Genomic DNA, 24,767 nt, shown 5'->3' with positions numbered 1-24,767 from the left:
GAAACTAGTCTAACTTGGGCAAAAGGAAAATATGCTTGTATTAAAAAGGGGGAATGCATAAATGGATGGAACGAAAAAATTATCAACTGCAATTGGCTTCGGTATTGTTACGCTACTAATTCTCGCATCTATTACTAGTATGATTATGGCTCTTTTATTAAAGTTTACGAATATAAATGAAGGGACATTAACCGTTACTATTTTTATACTCGCTCTTTTATCTATGCTTATGTCTGGATTTACTGCCGGCAAAAAGGCTCAAGGAAAAGGTTGGCTAGTAGGTTTCACAACAGGGCTCACGTTCACTATACTCGTCTTTCTAGTTAACTATTTAGGCTTTTCTCAAACCTTATCGAACTCACAATTACTATATCAATTAGCATTAATGGGGGCGAGTACACTCGGTGGTATTTTCGGTGTAAATATGTCAAAGCAAAGTAACTAAAAAAGGCCCTGCACATTTCATGCAGGGCCTTCCACATTAGTTTTTCACAACTTCACGAATCGCATTGCGATCGAAAGTTAAGTGTGAACCACCAGATTTAATAACGATTTTTGTCTCATCTACTGATTCGATTGTGCCGTGTAAACCACCGATTGTTACGATAGCATCACCTTTTGCTAACTCACTTTGCATTTGAGCAACTGCTTTTTGACGTTTTTGTTGCGGGCGAATTAATAAGAAATAGAAAATCGCAAACATCGCAACGATCATAACGATATTCATCATACCTGCATTCATCTTTTGTTCCTCCTTTTAAATTATGTATTAGAAGTTTTTAGCATTCGGTTTATTAAAGCCATACTGTTCAAAGAACTCTTCGCGGAAATCGCCAAGACGGTCTTCACGAATAGCTTGTCTCACCTGCTCCATTAAGTTTAACAGAAAATGAAGGTTGTGATAAGACGTTAAACGAATTCCGAACGTTTCATCACATTTCATTAAGTGACGAATGTACGCACGTGAGTAGTTTTTACATGTGTAGCAATCACAGTTTGGATCAAGCGGACCGAAGTCTCTTGCGAATTTCGCATTTTTTACAACAAGGCGACCTTCACTTGTCATACATGTACCATTTCGAGCGATACGAGTTGGAAGTACACAGTCAAACATATCAATACCACGAATTGCGCCATCGATTAACGAGTCAGGAGAACCTACACCCATTAAGTAACGAGGCTTATTATCTGGAAGAAGTGGTGTTGTAAACTCAAGAACACGGTTCATAATATCTTTCGGTTCACCAACAGATAAACCACCTACAGCGTAACCAGGGAAGTCCATTGAAACAAGATCTTTCGCACTTTGACGACGAAGCTCTTCGTACTCCCCGCCCTGTACAATACCGAATAAACCTTGATCTTGCGGACGTTCATGCGCTTTTAAGCAACGTTCTGCCCAGCGGCTCGTACGCTCTACAGATTTCTTCATATATTCAAAAGTAGCTGGGAATGGTGGACACTCATCAAATGCCATCATAATATCTGAACCTAATGCATTTTGGATTTCCATCGCTTTTTCTGGTGATAAGAATAATTTATCTCCATTTAAGTGATTACGGAAGTGAACGCCTTCCTCTTCAATACGACGGAAGTCACTTAAACTGAATACTTGGAAACCACCAGAGTCTGTTAAGATTGCACGATCCCAGTTCATAAATTTATGCAAGCCGCCTGCTTCACGAATAATTTCATGACCTGGACGTAGCCATAAATGATACGTATTACTTAAAATAATGCCAGAATCCATTGCTTTTAATTCTTCTGGTGACATTGTCTTAACTGTTGCAAGTGTACCAACTGGCATAAATGTTGGTGTATCAAATGAACCGTGCGGCGTATGCACACGACCTAAACGGGCACCCGTTTGTTTACATGTCTTAATAAATTCATAACGAATTGCTGTCATAACTTACTCCTTTTATTTGTTTCTCATTTTAGCGTGAGATGCAACGAACATTGCATCACCGAAGCTAAAGAAACGATATTTTTCTTTTACTGCTTCATTATAAGCATGAAGTACATTATCTCTATTTGCAAATGCACTTACAAGCATAATTAATGTTGATTTCGGTAAATGGAAGTTTGTAATTAAACCATCAATTGCTTTAAATTCATATCCCGGATACATGAAAATATCTGTCCATCCAGAAGCGGCGCAGAGCTTACCGTCATGATCTGTTGCAATTGTTTCTAACGTACGAGTTGATGTCGTACCTACAGTAATAATACGTCCACCATTCTCTTTCACACGATTTAATAATGCCGCTGTCTCTTCAGACATATGATAATATTCTGCGTGCATATGGTGTTCTTCAATCGTGTCTGCAGAAACTGGTCTAAATGTTCCAAGTCCTACGTGAAGTGTAATGAATGCTAACTGAACGCCTTTTTGCTTTAACTTCTCAAGTAACTCTTCTGTAAAGTGAAGTCCCGCAGTCGGCGCTGCTGCTGAACCGATTTCTTTCGCATATACTGTTTGATAGCGATCGCGATCTTCCAGCGTCTCTTTAATATATGGAGGAAGCGGCATTTCCCCAAGTTCATCTAAAATTTCATAGAAGATGCCATCATATGAAAATTCAAGCTGGCGTCCACCTTGATCTGCAGTTCCTGTGCAAGTTGCTTTTAATTTCCCTTCGCCAAAAGAGATAACAGTTCCTTCTTTTACACGTTTCGCTGGCTTTACAAGCGTTTCCCACTTATCACCTTCTTCTTGTTTTAAAAGAAGTACTTCAATGTGCGCGCCTGTATCTTCTTTCACACCGTGCAAACGAGCAGGCATAACTTTCGTTTCATTTAAAACTAAGCAATCCCCCTCATGTAAGTAAGAAAGAATATCCGTAAAATGTTTATGCTCAATATCACCTGTTTCACGGTCTAACACCATTAATCTTGATGTTTCACGATCTTCTAACGGGACTTGTGCAATAAGTTCTTCTGGTAAATGAAAATCAAACAGATTTATATCCATAGCTATATCCACCTATTTCTTATTTAAATCGATTTATTATATACATAATAAAAGATAATACAATACTTAACACAATACATGTAATGATAGGAAAATAAAAGGTAACGTTTCCTTTTTTCACAAAAATATCGCCTGGAAGCCTTCCAATGAACTTCCAAGCTAATCCAACAACGATGAGTAAGATCCCGGCTGTAATAAGCAGCTTTGGCATCTCCGTCATACTTTTGGTATCTCCATTCCGAAATGTTCATACGCAAGCGGCGTTACAATTCGGCCCCTTGGCGTTCGTTGTAAAAAGCCAATTTGTAATAAATACGGCTCATACACATCTTCAATCGTATGAGATTCTTCTCCAATTGTTGCTGAAACCGTTTCTAATCCAACTGGACCGCCACGGAATTTCTCAATAATACCAAGCAGTAATTTATGATCAATATGATCTAGACCTAATTTATCTACTTGCAGTAGCTCTAATGCCATTTGTGTAATTTCCATCGTAACCGTTCCGTTACCACGAACTTGCGCGAAATCACGTACACGTCTTAAAAGACGATTCGCAATACGAGGTGTACCACGAGCACGTCTTGCAATTTCTAATGCAGCTAACGAATCGATTTCAACTTCAAATACTTCTGCTGTACGTTCAACAATCGCAGAAAGCTGATCTACTGTGTAGTACTCTAACCTTGAAAGTACACCGAAGCGGTCACGAAGCGGTGCCGATAATGCTCCAGCACGTGTTGTTGCTCCAACTAATGTAAATGGCGGTAAATCTAGGCGTACAGAACGTGCTGAAGGCCCTTTTCCAATTACGATATCAAGGCAAAAGTCTTCCATCGCAGGATACAATACTTCTTCAATTGATCTATGCAAACGATGAATTTCATCAATAAATAATACATCCCCTGGCTGAAGCGCTGTTAATACAGCAGCTAAATCTCCTGGTCTTTCAATTGCGGGACCTGAAGTTGTTCTAACATTAACGCCCATCTCATTGGCAATAATATTCGCAAGCGTCGTTTTACCAAGACCTGGTGGTCCATATAAAAGCACGTGATCTAACGTTTCTTCACGCATTTTCGCCGCTTCAATAAATACTTCTAAATTATGTTTTGCTTTATCTTGGCCAATATACTGACGGAGCGTCTGTGGCCGTAATGAATATTCTAAATCCGCATCTTCATATGCAGATTCCCCTGAAAGGAGACGTTCGTCCATTATACTCACCTCTTACCATTTAGTAAAAGACTAAGTGCCTTTTTAATATACTGATCCGTCGTTAATGATTCTTTTAATAACTCTGGTACAACACGAGAAACTTCGCGTTCTGCGTATCCAAGTGCGCGGAGAGCTTCCAGTGCCTCATCAAGCTCAGCTGATGAACCTTTCTTCTCATCAAAACGTTCTGTGTCTGAGAATAAATCAACAAATGCATCTGGTACGACATCTGCTAGTTTTCCTTTTAAATCTAAAATCATTTGGCGTGCTGTTTTCTTTCCGACGCCTGGGAATTTCACTAAAAACTTCTCATCTTCATGCTCAATCGCTTGAACGACCTGTCCTGTTTGACCAGAAGCTAAAATTGCAAGAGCTCCTTTTGGCCCAATGCCAGACACGCCTAACAACTTTGTAAATAATAAACGCTCTTCACGTGTTTTAAACCCGTAAAGTGCCATAATATCTTCTCTCACATAATGATATGTATAGACACGGATTTCTTGCTTACTTCTTTGAAATACATACGGATTTGGTGTGAAAATTTGATAACCAATTCCATTATGATCAATTACGACATATTCCGGCCCTACATACTCCACGTAACCTGTAACATATTCAAACAAAATACGATCTCTCCCTCTTAAATCATGTATTCCATTTTAACATATTTAATGATAGAAAAGCGAGACTGCCCCAACAAATGTTCTCCACTTGAAACTTCTGTTATTTTCCATTGACAGAAAGGTTAAAGCACCTTAATATACAGAAGTCGATAATGATTATCAATACTAATTAAAGGGGTTGCATCAGGATGAAACGTAAGCTATTTATTTTATTTACTATTATGCTCGTTGTTCTTTCTATCGTTGGCTGTTCTTCTCAAAAAGAAGAATCGAAGGCAAAAGAACAACCGAAAACAAAAGTTGTAAAACATGCTAAAGGTGAAGCTACAATTCCAGTAAATCCAAAGAGAATTGTTGACTTATCTGGATCAACAGAAGAACTATTACTTCTTGGACACAAACCTGTTGGTACAGCAAATACATATAAAGATAAAATCCAAACTCACTTAACAGACAAGTTAGATGGAGTAAAAGCAGTAGGTTGGTACTGGGCACCTAAAGTTGATTTAGAAGCTGTTACTGCTTTAAAACCAGACTTAATTATTTTAAACAACCGTCAATTAAAAATTTATGATCAACTAGAAAAGGTTGCACCTACAGTTGTTCTAGAAACAAACTTAGAAGACTGGCGTGGTAAGTTTAAAGAAGTAGGTAAGCTATTTGACGAAGAGAAGAAAGCAGACAAATGGATTGCAGACTACGATAAGAAAGCAGACTCTTTATCTAAAAAAATTAAAGAGAAAACAAAAGATGAGAACTTTATGTTCGTTGCAGTTACACCACAAAACTTCCGTGTATACGGTAGCTTCGGATACGGTGACATCATCTTTAATGACTTAAAACTTCCAGCAACAAAAGGTACGGATTTAAAACAAACGATGGCGCAAGTATCACTAGAAGGTCTAGTTGCATTCCAGCCTGACCAAATGTTTATTGTAAACTTCGGCGGCGAAGCTGATAAAGTTTACGAAGACTACAAAAACAGTGCCGTTTGGAAAGACAATAAAGCAGTTAAAAATAATCACGTATATGAAGTATCAAATGAAGTCTTCAATACGAAAGCATTCAATCCAATCGGAAAAGATATGCTAATTGATGAAATCGCAAAAGAAATTTTAGCTAAAAACAAATAAGAAAAAAAGCAGCTCACCATGAGCTGCTTTTTTTCTTACTCTGAACTGCGTATTGCTTCATTTTTTCAATCGTCTTCACAAAACCTTCTTTTGATTTAATACGAATGCCACGTTTCAATTTCGCACGTTCATAGCTCTCAAGCTTTTTCATATCAATTTGAAAGAAAGAATGGATCGCATTATCACTTTTCGGTACACCTTTGAAAATTTGTAATATCCCTTCCTCTGAAACACCAAAATACCCGCTCGTTTTCAATAACGGAGAAATATCATCAACTTTCTTTTGCAATACAATTTGTACATCATCACGATCAACGAGCTGCCATTCTTTATACTGCTGTAAAAACTTTTCTAAATCCGTCACTTTTTCTGTAAGTATTTCTTCGCTTACTTCGCCATCAACATACATACGCTCTAATAAAATTGTAACCTCAGGTTCTTTTTTCGTTACTTCTGGTACTGGCCCTTCCGCCTTCACATTCGTTCCATAAACGAAACAAAACATCATAACGAAAGCTTGCATCGCAATCAGTATCCATTTCATTTCCGTTCACCTCTTTTAAGCAAGATCATACTTTCATTAGTAGTTTTTCCGGAAATGGGGGTTTTATCCATATTACATTTCTTTCGAAAAATAAAAAATGCAGATAAGGGTTTACCTCATCTGCATATATCATTTACTTTTATATAAAATGAAAGACGCCTGCAAAGCAGGCGTCTTGATGCGTTTACGGCGAGAGACCAGGCGACCACATTCGCGTGTTTAGCACTTAAGCATATCTCTCGTCTTACGTAAATTAGCTCATCGCTTTGCTAATATAACATTAATAAAGTATAAGTGCAACATGTTTATAAAAATATTTTATTTCCTCTTTCATCCAAATTATTTTATGTAAATTATAAATTGATAATTGCAATATATATGTTACAATTAATGTGACAGCGAAATCATAATAAGCAGGGGATGAATATTATGAAAAAAATAAAGGATGAACGCCTCATTCTTCAAATGTTAAAAAACATACGTATTGTCTTTCTTTTTCAATACATTGGCGTAGTTGGAATTTTAGGCTATATCGGATTCACTGAAGGCATTGATCAAATTACGAAATCTCCATTGTGGCTATTATTTATGTTTACAAGTATTTTACTTGCTTATTTACAGTTAAGTGTTTCAATCGATGTAGAAGAAGGCGAAAAGGAAATACAGTTAACTCCTTATTACAAACTTGTCTTCCACTCCCTTATTGTAGGAATCGTTACGGCTATTATTTATATTATTTTCAGTCCAGAAAGACCTCTATTTGAAGCTATTTCAACAGGTAGTATTCTTTTCATATGCTTTTTAGTTTCTTATTCCGTTAGTTATTTTATTAAAAAACGTCGCTTACAAGACAACGATGAATAAAGAGGAAGGGCTATCCCTTCCTCTTTTGTTTTGTTATCGCACTGTACCAGTTAAACCGTAACGAATGTCTCGGAACATATTCACTATGTCACGATTAAAATCGTTTGTAACTGTACCGTTACGTAGACGCGTACTCATTGCATCGACACGAGTAAACATATCATTTCTTACAGAAACATATACGTTTCTGTTTCCAACTTCATTTGCAACAGCTTGACGAATTTCGTTAGCCATCGCCGTTTCATTTGTCACTGTGTTACGTGGTTTTACCGCAATCGCTACATCGTTTCCATATACAACTGTAGACACACGGTCTACGTTATTCATACGTTTCACACGATTTGTTATTCTTTCAGCTGTTTTACCATCATTGTTAATGTATGAATTGTTCATTGTAATATTACGAGTTGGATGCGGATTAGCAATTTGTCCATTGTAATTTACATCTCGATAATAATTGTATCCTGTATCGTTACGACCATTTCTATATGTTACATAATCTGTATAACGATCATTACGTGTCACATTATCACGATACTGGTGTGTATCATTATAAGATGTACGCTCGTAATTGTAGTTACGTCCATCCATTGCATTGTTATCTTTCGGTGTACCACATGCAGCTAATGCACTGGTAACTAACAAAGAAGCAGCAATCACTTTTACTTTCGTATTCAATACAAAAACCCCCTCTGTTAGAATGAGCTTCTCTACTGAAAAGCTCCCTCTTATGATGAGTAACCGAGAAGGTTTTTACACTGTTAATATTTCACTGGGAATTTTCTAGCACTTCATAAAAAAACTTCATTTTCTTAATTAACAGGAATGTAAAAAAGGCGGGAATACTCCCGCCTTTTTAAACTTCTTCTTCGTCCTCTTCTTCTGAAACGGGCTCTCCAAATACATTCGGTGGATCTGGTTGATAATACATCGTTCCTGGCTGTGGTGCATATGCAGACTGAGTTGGTTGGTAATATAAAGGATTCGCATATTGCGGACCGCCTGGTTGTGGACTATATAGTCTACTTTCTCCTCCGCATCCACAATCTTCCTCACCCTGCACAAGCGGCGGCATATTATTATCCATTGGCATCATATTCGGGTTTGGCATAGACGTATATTGCGGTCCAAACGGCGCTCCTTGCTGATATGGCATTTGATATGGATTTGGTTGTTGATAATACGGATTCGGCGGCATCATGGGCTGTTGATATGGCATTTGATAGGGCATCATATTTGGTGGTTGATTGTTATCCATAATCGGCATCATATTCGGCATTTGATTGTTATCCATAATCGGCATTATATTCGGCATTTGATTGTTATCCATAATCGGCATCATATTCGGCATTTGATTGTTATCCATAATCGGCATCATATTCGGCATTTGATTGTTATCCATAATCGGCATCATATTCGGCATTTGATTGTTATCCATGATCGGCATCATATTCGGCATTTGATTGTTATCCATAATCGGCATTACATTCGGCGGCTGGTTGTTATCCATAATTGGCATTATATTCGGTGGCTGGTTGTTATCCATAATTGGCATTATATTCGGTGGCTGGTTGTTATCCATAATTGGCATTATATTCGGTGGCTGGTTGTTATCCATGATTGGCATTATATTCGGTGGTTGGTTGTTATCCATGATTGGCATTTGAATATTTGGCGGTATGACTTGTGGAATAACTACATTTTCTTTCGATATATTTGGCGATACTATATTCCCTACGTTTTCTTTTTTCACTTGCGGTGACACTATATTCCCTACATTTTCTTTTTTCACTTGCGGCGATACTATATTTCCTACATTTTCTTTCTTCACTTGTGGCGATACTATATTTCCTACATTTTCTTTCTTCACTTGCGACGATACTATATTTCCTACATTTTCTTTCTTCACTTGCGGCGATACTATATTTCCTACATTTTCTTTCTTCACTTGCGGCGATACTATATTTCCTACATTTTCTTTCTTCACTTGCGGCGATACTATATTTCCTACATTTTCTTTCTTCACTTGCGGCGATACTATATTGTTTTTTTTCGTTTGCGGAGAAATGATATTGTTAGGTTTCATTTTACTAATTTGAGGAGCAATTAACTCGCTTCCTTTTTTTATTACATCTGAAATTTTATATTCTTTTTTCGGTTTTATTGGTGGTTGTGGCGGCTGCGGTAATACATTTACCGAAAACTTCGTGTTTTCTTTTTCCGCCGGTTTTTGTTTTTCTATCACAGGTGGTTTTTGAATAACAGACGGTTTTTCAACTGGTTTTTCTTTTTGAATTGGCTGTTCTTTTTGCACTTCTTTTTGCGGTTTCACCTGTACCTCTTTTTGCGGTTTCACCTGTACTTCTTTTTGCGGCTTTACCTGCATCTCCTTCTGCGATTTTACTTGCACTTCTTTTTGTGTTTGTTGCATAGCTGGCTGCTGTGTAATTGGTGCTGATTGATACGTAACTTCTTCCTCATCTTCTATTCCAAGCGGAGTTGGTGTTGCTGCAAATTCTTTTTGCTGCACTTCTTTTACGTATTGCTTTGGAGGCGCTGAACCTGCTCCAGCCTGTTGTTTCATGTGAACACTCTTTGATGGCACTTTAATTTTCATACCTGGCATGATTAAATCTGGATTACTAAGTTGTGTATTTGTTTTTTTCAACGTGTCAAAATCCACTCCGTACTTTTTCGCAATTTTCCAAAGGGTATCCCCTTTTTGCACGATATGAATTTTCAAATTTTCCCCCTCCTGTATAACTTATCTATAAGTAACAAATCTCATGAAGTAACTCTTTTTCTAAATAACATTAACTTCTTTTCACTTTTATCACTTCTTCGATTTTCAATATCATTAGAAGCGGAATAAGCATAAAGAACCACAATGATTTCTTCAAAACAATGTATGCCCATTTTGTTCTCGTTATGATTATATGTACGAAAAAAAGCAACGGGAATCCGCTGCTTTACACACGCTCTAACATACGATTTAATGCAAGAACTGCCTCTTCAGTCACTTGTTTATCTACGCTAATAACGTTAATTACTTCTCCTCTTTCTATCATTTCAAGTGCCCATAATAAGTGCGGCAAATCAATTCGGTTCATCGTTAAACACGGACACATAAATGGATTAAGTGAAACAATTTCTTTATCTGGATGTTGCTTAATAATTCGATTCACTAAATTCATTTCTGTACCAATCGCCCATTTACTTCCAGATGGAGCCGCTTCAATCATATCAATAATATATTTCGTTGAACCTGCATAATCCGAAGCAGCTACAACTTCGTAGCAACATTCTGGATGTACAATAATGTTCATGTCCGGATGATTTTTCCGTACGTTCTCAATGTTTTTCACTGTAAAGTTTTGATGAACAGAACAATGTCCTTTCCATAAAATCACTTGAATTTCTTCTACATCTCCATCGTACTCTAATGAATCTGTGTGTGGGTCCCATACTGCCATTTTATCTAACGGGATACCTAAATCGTACGCTGTATTTCTCCCTAAATGTTGGTCTGGTAAAAAGACGAGACGTTCTTTTTGAGTAAACGCCCAAGATACCATTTGCTTTGCATTAGAAGAAGTTACTGTTGCTCCGCCATTACGACCGCAAAACGCTTTAATTGCAGCTGTAGAGTTAACATACGTTAACGGAATCATCGTATCTCCAAATAATTTTGTGAGCTCTTTCCACGCTCTTTCTGTTTGTTCAATATCTGCCATATCCGCCATCGAACAACCTGCACGCATATCTGGTAAGATGACAACTTGATCATCTGTCGTTAACATATCTGCTGTTTCCGCCATAAAGTGCACCCCGCAAAACACAATATATTTTGCGTCTTTATTGCTCGCTGCAACTTGCGCAAGCTGAAGTGAATCCCCTGCTGCATCTGAAAATTGTACCACTTCATCTTTTTGATAATGATGCCCTGGAATGAATAACATTTTCCCCATTTTCTCTTTAATTTCACGAACCCGATTTTCCATATCTTCCGTTGACATCGTGTAATAACGCTCTGGTAACATCGTTTCAATTGGCTGTACTTGTTCTAAAATACTCATATACGTTTCTCCCCCTCTAAGCCACTTTCCTTACCCTTCAATATTGAAACTAATATCAAGTGCTTTCACTGAATGTGTTAACGCTCCAAGTGAAATATAATCTACCCCTGTTTTTCCGTATTTCGATAAATCTTCAATTGTGATGCCACCTGAAGCTTCTGTAACGATAGCGCTTGGTACAATTTTTGAAAACTCCCGAATTTCATCTGGCGTACGATTATCGAACATAATAATATCCGCACCAGCAGCAACAGCCTCTCTCACCTGTTCCTCAGTTTCTGTTTCTACTTCTACTTTCACCATATGTCCTAACTTTTCTTTCACTGATGTAACAGCTTTTGTAATAGAACTAGCAAACGCAATATGATTGTCTTTAATCATGACCCCATCATATAAACCGAAGCGATGATTAAATCCACCGCCGCACACGACTGCATGCTTATCAAACATACGTAGTCCTGGCATCGTTTTTCTCGTATCACAAATGCGAGTATGACTACTATCTAAAGCAAGAACCGCTTTATGCGTCATCGTCGCTATTCCGCTCATACGCTGAATAACGTTTAATATAACGCGCTCTGCTGTTAATAACGATGCAATTGGACCTTGCACAGTTGCAATGATTTCGCCTTTTTCTACAAGGTCCCCATCTTTTTTATGAAGCTCTACTTCAATTCTCTCATCAATTAATTTAAATCCTGATTCAATTACTAAACGTCCTGCAAAGACCCCTGTATCCTTCGCAAGAAACGTTCCTTTCGAAAGCAAATTATCTGGAAAAATAACCTGAGATGTTACATCTCTTTCCCCTATATCTTCTAAAAAAAATCGATTTAATGCTTCTTTAACTTTTATCGTGTTCATAAAGCCCCTCTTCCCCTCATCACACAAGTTGTCGTTTTCTCTTTACTCGAACAATCTCTTTCTTTCCTATATTTCTATCTGGATAATCACTCCGGTAATGCCCGCCAATACTTTCTTCTCTTTGCAAGGCTGACACAACTATAAGCTCACAAACCGTTAACATATTAATAAGCGTTATCTCTTCATTCGTAAGAACATCATGTTGTAATATCATATTTCGAACACCATACTTACTAAGCCATCTCTTCGCATAAGATAAACTTTGCTGTGTTCGCACAATCCCAACATATTTCATCATGCATTTTTGTATTTCTTCTTTCGTCGGTAAATGATTCAGAACGATAAACGTTGCTTCCTTTTCGGCTAGCATATTCACCTTTTCTTTTGTCTCTCTAGATAAAATGTGTCGTCCGATTCTTTTTCCAAACACAAGACCTTCTAATAATGAATTACTCGCTAATCTATTTGCACCATGAACCCCGTTACAAGCTACTTCACCGACTGCGTATAAGTTCGAAATAGACGTCTCTCCATCACAGTTCGTTTTCACGCCGCCCATGTGAAAATGAGTACCAGGCACGACTGGAATAAGTTTTTTATTTATATCGACTCCATTTGTTTTACATATCGATGACACGGTCGGAAAGCGTTGTTCAAAGTTTTGAATCATTTCGATGTTTAAGTACACTTTTTCACCCGCAAGTAGCTGTTCATGAATAGCCCTTGCGACTACATCACGAGGCGCTAAATCCTGTTCGGAATGTATATCCATCATAAAACGCTGCCCTTTTCCATTTATAAGGACAGCTCCTTCTCCGCGAACAGCTTCGGACACAAGACCAGAACAACGCCCACCCGCGTATAACATCGTCGGATGAAATTGTATAAACTCTAAATCTACAAGCTCTCCACCTGCACGGTACACCATTGCAAGTCCATCGCCTGTAATCGTCTCATCATTAGAAGTAAAGGCGTATAAACCGCCAATACCGCCTGAAGCTAACACCGTATAATCTGCATTGTAACGTTTCAATTCTCCTTTATTGTTGCGAGTTAAAGCCCCAACACATTTATCTTTTTCTATAATAAAATCGAGCACCATTTCCTGTTCCACTACCGTAACATATGGAGCTACTTCTTGAATAAGATGCTCTAATAAATTCTTTCCTGTTGCATCGCCACCTGCATGTACAATACGACGTTTTCGATGCGCTCCTTCTTTTCCAAGATGAGGACCTGTTTCATCTCCATCAAATTTCATCCCATTTTCAATAAGGTTATTAATTTCTTTCGGTCCTTCCTCAACTAAATAACGGACCACTTCTTCATTGTTATAATGACACCCTGCTACTAACGTATCTTCAAAATGATCATTAGGATTGTCGTATGTAGCTACTGCTGCGGCAATTCCACCTTGAGCTAAATGTGTATTATTATTACGTTTCGTCTCCTTTGTGATAATAATCACATTCTTTTCGTGACAAATCTCTTTTGCAACACGAAGTGCCGCAACACCACTTCCAATAATTAAGACATCTGCACTTGGCATAATTGTTGCCTCCTACTTTACACTTTTCAACTGTCTTGACACCTATATTTACATAGTTTTAAAATAATGACAAGAGTTTTTTTATAATTCTTATTTTCACTACCATTTAAAAAGTAAAAGAACTGTAACTCTTACTAGAGAGAGGAACTTACATGATGATATATCTTGACTATGCAGCTACTACACCTATGAGCGAGGAAGCGTTACAAACATATATGAAAGCAGCGTCGCAATACTTCGGAAATGAACAAAGTTTACATGATATTGGAGGAACAGCTGCTTCTTTATTACAAGTTTGCCGAAAAACATTTGCGGAAATGATTGGAGGAAAAGAACAAGGAGTATTTTTCACAAGTGGCGGATCGGAATCAAACTATCTTGCGATTCAATCACTTCTAAATGCCCAAACTAAGAAGCATATTATTACGACACCTATGGAACATGCATCCATTCGAAGTTATTTTCAATCTCTAAAATCAAAAGGCTATACGATCACTGAAATTCCTGTTGATAAAAGCGGACTCCTTTGTTTAGTAGATTTAGAGGCTGCTATTACAGAAGATACTGTGCTAGCAAGTATACAGCATGGAAACTCTGAAATCGGAACCGTTCAAAACATTACAGAAATCGGGGCACTTTTAAAAAAATATAATGTTTTATTTCATACAGATTGTGTGCAAACGTTTGGTAAACTGCCTATCCATGTTTTTGAGATGGGCATTGATAGTCTTTCTGTTTCAGCACATAAAATATACGGACCAAAAGGTGTCGGCGCTTGCTACATAAATCCGCAATCTCGCTGGGAGCAAGTATTTCCGGGAACTTCTCACGAAAAGGGATTTCGCCCAGGTACAGTGAACGTTCCCGGCATCGCATCTTTTTTAACAGCTGCTGAAAATATATTAAAAACTCAATGGGAAGAAAGTTTACGTTTTAAAGAGTTACGCTCCTACTTTTTAGGACAAATACAAACCCTTCCGCTAGAAATTGAAGTAGAAGGTCATTCTACTTCTTGTTTACCACATATTGTTGGGGTTACAATAAAAGGAATAGAAGGTCAATATACTATGCTAGAATGTAATCGCCATGGTATCGCCATTTCCACCGGAAGTGCTTGCCAAGTCGGTAAACAAGAACCTTCGAAAACCATGCTTGCAATTGGAAAAACGTATGAAGAGGCCAAACAATATGTCCGCTTCTCTTTCGGACAACAAACAACGAAAGATCAAATTGATACTACTATTCATGCACTACACACAATTGGAAATCAATTTTATAGAGGTGTTAAATCATAATGAAACAAAATGACCAAAAAAAGATTTTAGGTGAAGAAAGACGACAGCTTATCCTTCAGTGGCTTCTCGCTGCAAATGAGCCGTTATCTGGGAATGAACTATCGAAGAAGACAAACGTAAGTAGGCAAGTTATCGTGCAAGATATTTCCTTGCTTAAAGCACGAAACGAACCAATTATTGCGACTGCCCAAGGCTATTTATATTTAAAACCACAAGAGAAACAACAAGCTTTTGAACGCGTAATCGTATGCCAGCACAAACCAGCAGAAGTACGTCAAGAACTTACAATGCTTGTTGACCACGGCGTTACGATTAAAGATGTAAAAGTTGAGCATCCTGTATACGGTGACTTAACAGCATCCATCATGGTAAGCAATCGCTTTGATGTAGAGCAATATTTACAAAAAATCGAAAACACAAATGCTTCCTATCTTTCACAACTAACAGATGGTATTCACTTACATACAATTGAGGCAGATTCTAAAGAAAAGTTAGATGCTGCTTGTGAGGCGTTAGATAAAGCAGGATTTCTCGTTTATTAATGTAAAGCACAGAGTTTTTATCATTCTCTGTGCTTTTTTAATGCTATAATATTGTAATCAATCGTAAAGGAGATCAAATATGGGAATTGAACTCGTTCACTTTAGCATTGGCAAGCCGAAACAAATGAAATATAGCGAAGATAAAGAAATGATAACAGGTATATGTAAAGACCCTACAGAAGAGGCCTTTCTCTCAAAAGACGGATTTCGTGGTGATGACGTAGCGGATTTAAAACATCACGGCGGTCCTGATCGCGCTGTTTGTGTATACCCACACGAGCATTACGCACTATGGGAAGAGGAGTTTCAAACTACGCTTCCAGCTTCCACATTTGGCGAAAACATTACCGTAACAAATATGTTAGAGCGTGATGTTTGCATCGGAGATACATATCAACTAGGTGCAGCAATCATTCAAGTAACACAAGCAAGAGTACCTTGTAGCACTATTTCAAAACGCCTCGGTATTCCTGGCATTTTGCCGCGCATTGTAGCAACTGGATTTACTGGCTACCTATGCCGCGTTCTTCAAGAAGGTACTGTACGTAAAGATTCTAAAATTACATTACTAGAACGTCAACCGAGCAATGTTTCTGTTTTGTTCTCTAACGAAATTTATTTTCATAATAGAAAAGATAAAGATGGCATTGAAAAAATTCTTGCCGTTCCAGAACTAGCTGATATTTGGCGTGGTCAGTTAGAAGATCGTCTTGCGAAGTTAAAATAAAGAATCACACCATGTAAAACAGTATTGAGTCCATCATACCAGATGGACTGTTTTTATTTTCTCTTCCTTCACGTCCAAACATATAAAAATATATTTCATATTATATATGGACAACCTTTAATTCTTATATGTGAAGGGAGTGATTAATTATGGCGGATTACTTCTTAAAAAATGAAAAAAAATATTATAAGAAAAATGATCGCCCATGTAATTCTTCAAATTCAGATTCAAATAACTGTTTTATACAGAACTATACTATTTTCGGTACGGGAAATACCCCTCAAGATCTTGATATAACAACTGGAATTCCTCGAACTGTATTTGAAAACTTCACTAAAAATCATAATAAGACACTTATTAAATTTAGTTTCAGTCCTGCATTTGCAACAACGATTAGATTAACAATTGCAAGATTAAACCATCGCTCTCCACTTACATTTACCTTAACACCAGGAGATATTAAAACATTTTTAGTAGAAGATGTTGAGAGTATTACTTTCTCAGATACTGTAGCTCCATCTACACTCAATCTATTCATACAACAAACGAATTGTATTTGCTGCAGTAATTCGAACAATGATGAATCCTATTATTATAATAGTTGTAATGATGCGTACTAAAAACCCGACAAAAGAGTTATCTATTCCTAACAGAAGCCGTCCTAAATATCTTTTAGGATGGCTTCTTTATTTTGCTAGCTTAATTAATCACTTACTTCAATAGAATCGATAGCTTACTCTGCCTCAAACCGATAAACAACTTTTCATTTCAAACAAGTTTAACAACAGCTCCCTTTACAACCAATAAGAAGAATAACTCCCCAGCACAGTAACAGAAAAACCGAGTGCTTCAAGTTCCATCGTTACGCCTGGCAATAATACGTCATCATATGCTTTATCGACATCGATTAAGAAAAAGTAATTTCCAAGACCTGTTTTCATCGGACGCGATTCGATTTTTGATAAGTTTAATTTTCTCCATGCAAAAGCTGATAACACTTGATATAGGGCACCTGCATAATCTGCAGGTAACGTTATCATAAGCGTCGTTTTCTCTCCGCGGTTCTCTCCGCGGTTCTCTCCGTTATTCGGGAGTACTGCTTTCTTTTTCTTATGGAGTACTAGGAAACGTGTGTGATTATTTTTATGCGTATGAATGCTACGCCTCACAATTGTTAATCCATATTTTTCTGCAGCTGCTTCATTTGCAATAGCGGCAATTTTCTCTTCAGGATGTTCTTTCACATATTGCGCAGCGGCACTTGTGGATGTCATATCTCGAACAGTTACTCCTTTTAATTCTTCATTTAAAAATTTATGGCACTGTGCAATGGCATGCGGATGAGAATGCACCGCATATACTTCATCCCACACTTCTGCATACTGCGGATGTACAAGTAAATGCTGCTGAATTGGTACTGTAATTTCTCCTACAATGGAAAGCGGCTGCTCATGTACAAGATAATCAACCGTTATATTCACTGAACCTTCTATTGCATTTTCTAACGGTACAACTGCGAAGTCTACATTTTCATTTGCAGCTGCATCTATACAATCTGGAATCGTTCGATACGGTACATGCTCTGCTTCTGGAAAAAAACGACTCACCGCCATATTTGTAAATGTTGCTTCTGGTCCTAAATATCCTACTCGAATCATCGTCTTTTCCCCTCTTTTTCGTTTTCTTACTGTTATACCATACTTTTTTATATTCTTCTATGTAAATTTCGAATATTAAAAAAAGACTGGCTTTCGCTAGTCTAAATGTTTCTTATATTCTCTTTGAGCGAAGAAGAAATAAATGATACATGCTGCGATATAAAACAGAATGAACAAACCTACTTTTCTTAATGATCCATCCATAAAAAGCGTATTATGAAACGTATATAACGCAACTGCACTATGCATACTCCCTACTATAATTGGCGCAAAAAATAGCATACATAATTGCCAACGAGAAATTTTCCATACTTCTTCCTTCGTCATTCCAAGTTTAGAGAGTGCACCATACTGCTTTCGGTCCGATGCAATATTATGGAACCATTTAAAATACACGATACTACATGAAGTAAGAAAAAATAATATACTAATAAATGAGCCTACAAATAGAGTAATATCGCCGCCTTCTTTCATATTTACATATAACTCCATATTGCTTCGAAATGCATTATTATCTTGTTTCATATGTTTCCGTAAATCTTCATTTAATTTCTTCGTCTTTTCGATATTTGGTAATGTGTAGCCTCTATATATCATTTTTTCAGAATCAGGAACCTGATTTGCTATACTGTCAAAATCTTCATCATTCATAACGAAGAACAGACCATTAATGTACGAGGGATGATGGTTAAATTGAACACCTTCTTTCTGACCGTTAAATACGAATTGATATGGTTGATTCATTACTTGCAATTGAATCTCTTTTTGATTATATACATTCGAATTATTGTATTTATTATAATAAACGAGTGTCACTGTACCTTTTTTAGGACGATACGTTTTCTGTTTTTGTTTCCTCGCTTCTTGGTTATATTCACTTTCTTTTATAAGCGGTGCTATTGTTGTTTCTCCCTTATTAGACTGAAAGGATGCATACACTCCAATAAAACTCATATATTGAAAATCATCATACTCATATTGATGCAGTAATTTTTCAACCGCACCTTCCTCAAAGACCTCATGAGTAGAAATACCTTTTTCTATGTACGAAAACGAGTGTACCCCTCCAGTTCGCCACATATCTTGCATGCTAGAAAAATATAAAAACACCGTACCTGTTGCTGTAACTACAAACGTCGTTGCCATAGACATCAGAAAGAAAAAGCGACCATTTTCCTTCATTCGATGTGACAATTGATTCACTATAAATAAATATGGATATGTATACATAATCTTTTTATTTCGCTTTATCATTTCTAACACTTGGGTAGCTCCATGCGCGAAAGAAAAGTACGTTCCAAAAAAGACAAGTATAGACACAGGGAAAAAGTATATCACTATCGTAGCCATCGTCACTTGTAGCGCCAACGCATACCCGCCCACTAAACAAGCAAAACCGAATAAACAAAGCCACTTTGATGTTTTTTTCTCTTTTTTATCTGTTCGAAATTCTTTCAATAACCGAATGATTTTTATATTCCATATACGTAAAGCACTTATAAAAGATAACAAAATAAAAACGACCATATATGTAATAAATGTTACACCAATCGCCCTTACGTCAAATATAACAGGTAGTTCTTTCGGAAGCCCCAGTAACATACTAAATACCATAAAAAAGAGTTTTAAAAATATCATACCAAGCCCAATACCGAAAATATTCGCGAAGACCCCGATTAAAATTTGCTCGGTCATAATCACTCCTATTACGTTAGACTTCGTTGCTCCCATTAACATATATAACCCTAATTCTTTCTTACGTGCTTCTATGAAAATAGAAGTAGAGTACAAAATAAATATGACGAAAAAAGAAATGATTATAACATTACATATGATAAGTCCCCAGCGTACGTTTTGATACCACATCGTCTCTTGCATATATGGATGCACAATGACAGACATATATGCGTAAGAAGCAAATATTGCAAAACAACTACTTAAGAAAAACACTTTATAATTACGCCAATTTCCTTTTATATTTTGCAGCGCTAGTTGCCGAATGTTCATCTATCGTCCTCCTGTAACTTACTACATTGGCAAAAAGCTAGAGATTCCCCTAGCTTTTTACGTGTTTTAAATATCCTCTTTGCGCGATCATAAAGTAAATGGCAGAAGCTAAAATGTATGCTCCAATTACAAGCGCACCTGATTTCCACAAATCAATATAAAGCATTTTCCCTAACGTATGAAGAGCAACTCCACTATGAATGGAACCGATTAAAATTGGGATAAAGAAGATAACTCCCATTTGTCGAATCGCAATTTTGCGAATTTCTTTATCTGTCATACCGATTCTCTTTAACGATTTAAATTGAATACGATCTTGTTCTTTATCGTTAAACCATTTAAAGTATGTCATACTACAAGCGAAGAAGAAGAACAGTACCGCTACGAAGAAACCGATGAACATTGTAATTGCTCCACCTTCTCTTATATCCTTATACGCAAACACTGAATTTCTCAATTCCCCTTGCTTTTCTGGTGCAATTTCATTTTTCAAATCTAATACAAGATCTTCTGTACTTTTCCAATCCTCAATATAATAACCATAATATTTCGTCTTTTCTTCATCTGGTACGAGTTTTGCATATTTCTCAAAATCTTGATCATTTACAACGAGATATTCACTATCATTAAAAACAGAAAATGAAGTTGGGCTATTTAGCTGAACAGACTGCTTTTGTCCGTTCATTGTAAATTCATACGGTTTCGTACGATCTATCTTCATCAGTTCATTTGCCATATCGACCATAACCATCGTTGCACTACCTGGTACATTATGAACTTCTGTAACTTGCTCTCTCTTTTGTTTGCGCACTTCTGCATTATATTCTTTTTCTGAAATAATCGTGATCGGCACTTCATGTTCACCGTTAAAAAACGTTACTTTCTGTGTTGCCGGTAGTTTTATGTATGTTACTTTTCGCGCATCTTCAAACCCGTGTCTCTTCACAAGCTCCTGTACCTTTTCTTCATTAATAAGGCTATGCGTATTTAACCCCTTTTCCTCATATGAAATAGCATGTGGAGTTTTGACTACCGTTTTATAACTCATATCCTCAAAATATACGTAAAGCGTGCCAACGGCCGAGGATACAATCGCCGTAATAATAGAAATTACAAATAGAAAACGAGCATTATCTTTCATTTTATAAATAAGGTTGCTAAGAACAAACATATTTGGATATGTATAGAAAGATTGCTTTCTTTTTTGTAATGCTTTTAATACAACTGTACTACCTTGTGTAAATAGTAAATACGTTCCGCCAATTGTCAGTCCTACCACCGGTAAAAAGAGGATGAGGAAATTCAGAAACGTTACTTGGAAGCTAAGTACATATGCAGCAATAATACATCCTATACCAACTATACTTAACCATGTAAATGCAAACGGCTCTACTTTTTGCTTTCTTGCCTCTCTTAATAAATCAATAATTTGCAAGCGTCCTACTGTCCAAACACTAAACAATGACAGGATTAAAAATAGAATAAAGTATACACCAGCTGTAATAAGAACTGCTTTACTATTCCAAACGAGTGGAAGTGTCTTATCTATTTTTAATAATACGCTTAACGCTTGGAAAAATAATTTTGAACAAAGCATTCCAACCCCAATACCAACTACAATTGCAATACTACCTAACATCAGTTGCTCTAATATAATCATTCGGCCGAGCTGCGATTTCGTTCCGCCTATTAATGTTAGTAGGCCAAACTCTTTTTTTCTTGCTCGTAAAAACGTTGAATTTGCATATAAAATAAAGAGTGCCGAGAAGATGACCACAATATAATTCATCGATTCTAATCCTTTTGTGATCATCTTTCTCATACTAATATTACCGCTTACGACATCTGGATGATAAATAAAAGAAGCATACATGAAAAATACGACAATCGATAAACAACTACTTATAAGAAACGCTTTATAGTTACGCCAATTTCCTTTTACGTTATTAAGCGCGAGCTGGCGAAAGTTCATGATATTCTCCTCCTAGCATCGCAAGTACGTCCAGAATTTCTTGGAAAAAGGCTTGTTTCGTTCTTCCTTTATGTATTTCTGAGAAAATTTCTCCGTCGCGAATGAATAGAATACGTTCGCAATAACTCGCTGCTACTGGATCATGCGTTACCATTGCAATTGTCACTTTCTTTTGTTCATGTAAGTCTTGCAACGCGCTCATTAATGATTTTGCTGACTTCGAATCTAAGTTTCCAGTCGGCTCATCTGCTAAAATTAACGTAGGCTCATGAATGATCGCTCTCGCAGCTGCTGCACGTTGCTGTTGTCCGCCTGATACTTCGTATACTTTTTTATTTAAAATTTCTTCGATGTTTAAAAACTTCGCAATTTCCAGTACTTTCGCATCGATTTCATTTACAGATTTCTTCGCCATTACAAGTGGTAAAATAATGTTTTCTTTAATGGATAACGTATCAAGTAAGTTAAAATCTTGGAAGATGAACCCTAAATGTGTACGGCGAAACTCCGCTAATTTTGCAGCACGCATTTGATTAATTTCTTCCCCATTTACAAGCACATGACCTGAAGTTTGCTTATCAATTGTCGCCAATAAATTTAAAAGCGTTGTTTTCCCGCTTCCCGAAGGACCCATAATCCCTACAAATTCGCCTTCTTCTATTTTAAAATTTATATCATTTAAAGCAGTCGTCGCTACTGAACCTTTTGATTGGTACACCTTCGTTAATCCTTTTACTTCAAGAACACTCATTTCTAATCCCCCTATGTGTTTTCTTCTTACATTTACTATAAGAAAAATAAGAAAAAGAAACGAGTGATTTCCCTTACAAAACGTTTTGTTATCTTACAGTTTTGTCATTTTTCTCATTAATGTATGATATTCTTCATCTTTTGCAAATTGGAACGTAAATGTCGTCCCTTCTCCTTCAACCGATTGCACATAAATACCGTGATGTAAATTATCGCAAATTTCCTTCGTAATATATAAACCCATCCCAGTCGCTTCTCTCGTTTTACGGCCATTTATCCCCGTAAAGAATGGATCAAATATACGCTTTACATCTTGCTCTGGAATACCGATTCCATTGTCCTTAATATGTAATAACACTTTTTGATCTTTCTCTTCAATTTGAAATTGAATTTCCTTTTTCTCTGCTTCTGAAATTTTCGTATACTTAATTGCATTTACAACGATTTGACCTATAGCAATACTGAGCCATTTTCTATCAGATGCAACCATACAAGTATCTTCTTGAAACATCACTTTCGGAAATACAGACGATTGAATGAAGGATTTTCGATTTTCATTAATAATACCTCGCACTACATCTATAACATTTACTACTTCTACCTTATAATCTTTCGCAAACTGTTCTAGTCTTGCCATATGTAACGCTAAATCTAAACCATTTAGTATGCGGTTATTTTCTTCACGGATACTTTCAACTGTTACTCTTGCCTCACGATGCTCTTTGCCAAACTTCTGCAACAATAATTCAATAACAGATACTGGTGTTTTCATTTGGTGAATCCATTGGTTCATAAATATCATTTGCTGTTGCTCTTTCGCATGCTGTTTATGAACTTCATTCATATATTGCTGTCTTAATAACGTAAAAGATTCAACGACCATTTCTTGCTCTGATGTATAAGATTCATCAATAAGTAAAGAGTCATGTAATGTATTTCCGCCAGTAACGTACTTTTCGATCCTCTTTAAAAACACACTCCGTTTTCGGTAATCGTAAATGAGGTATACAGTAAATACAACAGTTCCTAATAAAAGTCCATATAACCACGTACTCCAATCAATGGATTCCTTTTCTAAAAGACTTTGCAACTGCAAAACGAGCCCAAATAAACAAAGGCTAACAATATAAGAAAGAATTAAAGAAAAGCGGTCCATGAAGTAATTTTTAACCTTCATGCCCTTCGCCCCACTCCGTAAGAAGCGCATAACCATATCCACGTTTCGTTACAATTGCATTTTTAATGCCTAACTCCTCTAGTTTCTTCCTTACACGTTTTACATTTACGGTTAATGTATTATCATCCACAAATGCTACTTCATCCCATAGAGCTTCTAACAGTTCTTCGCGCGTTACATATTGATTCACTTGTTTCATTAAACACTCTAATAAGTAGAACTCATTTTTTGTCAGTTCAGTTTGTTGTCCCTGCCACTCAACAATATGCTGAGACGGGAATAACAACAGTCCATTTACACCTAAACAATCATTCTCAGCAGCAGAAGCATACTCTCCATAACCACGGCGAAGTGCACTCTTCACCTTTGCCATTACGATATCTAAATGGAATGGCTTTGTAATATAATCATCGCCGCCATTTTCAATCGCCATTACTTGATCCATTTCTCCTGTTCTTGCAGAAACAAAAATAATTGGCGCATTCGATACAGTACGAATTTGACGACACCAATAAAAACCGTCAAAGTACGGTAAATTAATATCAAGTAACACGAGATGAGGATTCACTTTTACAAACTCATCTTTTATTTGACGTAAATCACTTGCTCTAAATGATTGATAGCCATACCTTTCTAAATGCTCTTCTAATATTCCCGCGATTTTCTCATCATCTTCTACAATTAATATTTTATACATGTTCGTTTTCTCCCCATAAAAAAATTCTTCTAAAACCACTCCCCTTTTTATTATAAATTGAAAATTTAATTAGTGGGGATTTTTTCCTGTACAAATC

At 36.8% G+C, this 24,767-nt stretch carries 24 protein-coding genes and 1 pseudogene; 7 read left to right on the top strand and 18 right to left on the bottom strand.

Annotated features, from left to right (window positions below; all coding sequences use genetic code 11):
- The first annotated feature begins 61 nt into the window (after positions 1-61).
- Entirely contained in the window at positions 62-445 is a 384-nt protein-coding gene (locus CGQ22_RS02520; RefSeq protein ID WP_000349148.1) for a TIGR04086 family membrane protein, read from the top strand.
- Between the two features lie 36 nt (positions 446-481).
- Here CGQ22_RS02520 and yajC read toward each other — a convergent pair whose 3' ends face one another.
- Genes yajC through ruvA form a run of 6 tightly spaced genes read right to left on the bottom strand, consistent with a single transcriptional unit; the run spans position 482 to position 4,815 of the window.
- Positions 482-742 (bottom strand): preprotein translocase subunit YajC, encoded by a 261-nt coding sequence (gene yajC / locus CGQ22_RS02515; RefSeq protein ID WP_000991115.1) that lies wholly within the window; start codon positions 740-742, stop codon positions 482-484.
- A gap of 27 nt (positions 743-769) precedes the next feature.
- Positions 770-1,909: a tRNA guanosine(34) transglycosylase Tgt gene (tgt, locus tag CGQ22_RS02510; protein ID WP_000125365.1), complete on the bottom strand. Its 1,140-nt coding sequence runs from the start codon at positions 1,907-1,909 to the stop codon at positions 770-772.
- 12 nt (positions 1,910-1,921) lie between these two features.
- Positions 1,922-2,974, bottom strand: coding sequence for a tRNA preQ1(34) S-adenosylmethionine ribosyltransferase-isomerase QueA (gene queA / locus CGQ22_RS02505; RefSeq protein ID WP_000354014.1), 1,053 nt, complete (start codon positions 2,972-2,974; stop codon positions 1,922-1,924).
- Between the two features lie 19 nt (positions 2,975-2,993).
- Complete coding sequence (locus CGQ22_RS02500; RefSeq protein WP_000138162.1) at positions 2,994-3,194, bottom strand: DUF2905 domain-containing protein; 201 nt, start codon at positions 3,192-3,194, stop codon at positions 2,994-2,996.
- A complete protein-coding gene (gene ruvB / locus CGQ22_RS02495) occupies positions 3,191-4,192 on the bottom strand; it encodes a Holliday junction branch migration DNA helicase RuvB (RefSeq protein WP_000344449.1) in 1,002 nt (333 codons plus the stop codon). The genes CGQ22_RS02500 and ruvB overlap by 4 nt, the downstream gene beginning before the upstream one ends.
- Positions 4,193-4,197: 5 nt before the next feature.
- On the bottom strand, positions 4,198-4,815 hold the full coding sequence (gene ruvA / locus CGQ22_RS02490) for a Holliday junction DNA helicase RuvA (RefSeq protein WP_000464511.1): 618 nt from the start codon (positions 4,813-4,815) through the stop codon (positions 4,198-4,200).
- Between the two features lie 188 nt (positions 4,816-5,003).
- Here ruvA and CGQ22_RS02485 point away from each other — a divergent pair, with 188 nt between their 5' ends.
- A complete protein-coding gene (locus CGQ22_RS02485) occupies positions 5,004-5,948 on the top strand; it encodes an iron-hydroxamate ABC transporter substrate-binding protein (protein ID WP_000823612.1) in 945 nt (314 codons plus the stop codon).
- Between the two features lie 13 nt (positions 5,949-5,961).
- Here CGQ22_RS02485 and CGQ22_RS02480 read toward each other — a convergent pair whose 3' ends face one another.
- Complete coding sequence (locus tag CGQ22_RS02480) at positions 5,962-6,492, bottom strand: BofC C-terminal domain-containing protein (RefSeq protein WP_000871192.1); 531 nt, start codon at positions 6,490-6,492, stop codon at positions 5,962-5,964.
- A 429-nt stretch (positions 6,493-6,921) separates the two neighbouring features.
- Between CGQ22_RS02480 and CGQ22_RS02475 the strand changes: the two genes are divergently transcribed.
- The gene (locus CGQ22_RS02475) at positions 6,922-7,356 is read left to right on the top strand and encodes a hypothetical protein (RefSeq protein WP_000721223.1); all 435 of its coding nucleotides are present in this window, start codon (positions 6,922-6,924) and stop codon (positions 7,354-7,356) included.
- Positions 7,357-7,389: 33 nt separating this feature from the next.
- Here the strand turns inward: CGQ22_RS02475 and CGQ22_RS02470 are convergent, their stop codons facing one another.
- The 5 genes and pseudogenes from CGQ22_RS02470 to nadB form a co-directional block, all read right to left on the bottom strand.
- The gene (locus tag CGQ22_RS02470; RefSeq protein ID WP_001093536.1) at positions 7,390-8,034 is read right to left on the bottom strand and encodes a YhcN/YlaJ family sporulation lipoprotein; all 645 of its coding nucleotides are present in this window, start codon (positions 8,032-8,034) and stop codon (positions 7,390-7,392) included.
- Between the two features lie 1,908 nt (positions 8,035-9,942).
- Positions 9,943-10,099 (bottom strand): annotated as a pseudogene (safA, locus tag CGQ22_RS32860) (SafA/ExsA family spore coat assembly protein); the annotation flags it as partial.
- 226 nt (positions 10,100-10,325) lie between these two features.
- Positions 10,326-11,432 (bottom strand): quinolinate synthase NadA, encoded by a 1,107-nt coding sequence (gene nadA / locus CGQ22_RS02460; protein ID WP_089148264.1) that lies wholly within the window; start codon positions 11,430-11,432, stop codon positions 10,326-10,328.
- 30 nt (positions 11,433-11,462) lie between these two features.
- Positions 11,463-12,296: a carboxylating nicotinate-nucleotide diphosphorylase gene (gene nadC, locus CGQ22_RS02455; protein ID WP_001092248.1), complete on the bottom strand. Its 834-nt coding sequence runs from the start codon at positions 12,294-12,296 to the stop codon at positions 11,463-11,465.
- A 19-nt stretch (positions 12,297-12,315) separates the two neighbouring features.
- A complete protein-coding gene (gene nadB / locus CGQ22_RS02450; RefSeq protein ID WP_089148263.1) occupies positions 12,316-13,845 on the bottom strand; it encodes an L-aspartate oxidase in 1,530 nt (509 codons plus the stop codon).
- Positions 13,846-13,997: 152 nt separating this feature from the next.
- Between nadB and CGQ22_RS02445 the strand changes: the two genes are divergently transcribed.
- The 4 genes from CGQ22_RS02445 (at position 13,998) to CGQ22_RS02430 (ending at position 17,029) form a co-directional block, all read left to right on the top strand.
- Positions 13,998-15,140 carry an IscS subfamily cysteine desulfurase gene (locus tag CGQ22_RS02445; protein WP_000973756.1) on the top strand — a complete coding sequence of 381 codons (1,143 nt, stop codon included), beginning with the start codon at positions 13,998-14,000 and terminating at the stop codon, positions 15,138-15,140.
- Positions 15,140-15,682, top strand: coding sequence for a transcription repressor NadR (locus CGQ22_RS02440; protein ID WP_000812240.1), 543 nt, complete (start codon positions 15,140-15,142; stop codon positions 15,680-15,682). Before CGQ22_RS02445 ends, CGQ22_RS02440 begins: the two co-directional genes overlap by 1 nt.
- 79 nt (positions 15,683-15,761) lie before the next feature.
- Positions 15,762-16,409, top strand: a complete 648-nt coding sequence (locus CGQ22_RS02435; protein WP_000510679.1) for an MOSC domain-containing protein — start codon at positions 15,762-15,764, stop codon at positions 16,407-16,409.
- 149 nt (positions 16,410-16,558) lie between these two features.
- The gene (locus tag CGQ22_RS02430; protein WP_089148262.1) at positions 16,559-17,029 is read left to right on the top strand and encodes a hypothetical protein; all 471 of its coding nucleotides are present in this window, start codon (positions 16,559-16,561) and stop codon (positions 17,027-17,029) included.
- Between the two features lie 174 nt (positions 17,030-17,203).
- Here CGQ22_RS02430 and pheA read toward each other — a convergent pair whose 3' ends face one another.
- The 6 genes from pheA to CGQ22_RS02400 form a co-directional block, all read right to left on the bottom strand.
- Positions 17,204-18,067, bottom strand: coding sequence for a prephenate dehydratase (pheA, locus tag CGQ22_RS02425; RefSeq protein ID WP_089148261.1), 864 nt, complete (start codon positions 18,065-18,067; stop codon positions 17,204-17,206).
- Between the two features lie 96 nt (positions 18,068-18,163).
- Complete coding sequence (locus CGQ22_RS02420) at positions 18,164-20,074, bottom strand: ABC transporter permease (RefSeq protein ID WP_001026369.1); 1,911 nt, start codon at positions 20,072-20,074, stop codon at positions 18,164-18,166.
- 49 nt (positions 20,075-20,123) lie between these two features.
- Positions 20,124-22,046: an ABC transporter permease gene (locus tag CGQ22_RS02415; protein WP_001011427.1), complete on the bottom strand. Its 1,923-nt coding sequence runs from the start codon at positions 22,044-22,046 to the stop codon at positions 20,124-20,126.
- Positions 22,021-22,797 (bottom strand): ABC transporter ATP-binding protein, encoded by a 777-nt coding sequence (locus CGQ22_RS02410; protein WP_000114530.1) that lies wholly within the window; start codon positions 22,795-22,797, stop codon positions 22,021-22,023. Before CGQ22_RS02410 ends, CGQ22_RS02415 begins: the two co-directional genes overlap by 26 nt.
- Positions 22,798-22,890: 93 nt before the next feature.
- Complete coding sequence (locus CGQ22_RS02405) at positions 22,891-23,973, bottom strand: HAMP domain-containing histidine kinase (protein WP_000865388.1); 1,083 nt, start codon at positions 23,971-23,973, stop codon at positions 22,891-22,893.
- A complete protein-coding gene (locus CGQ22_RS02400; protein WP_002164191.1) occupies positions 23,963-24,670 on the bottom strand; it encodes a response regulator transcription factor in 708 nt (235 codons plus the stop codon). The genes CGQ22_RS02405 and CGQ22_RS02400 overlap by 11 nt, the downstream gene beginning before the upstream one ends.
- Between the last annotated feature and the right edge of the window lie 97 nt (positions 24,671-24,767).

Source organism: Bacillus sp. M13(2017), from assembly GCF_002218325.1.
Classification (GTDB): Bacteria; Bacillota; Bacilli; order Bacillales; family Bacillaceae_G; genus Bacillus_A; species Bacillus_A thuringiensis_K.
Note: the sequence above shows the minus strand (reverse complement) of the source record. Positions and strands in the feature narration are given on the sequence as shown.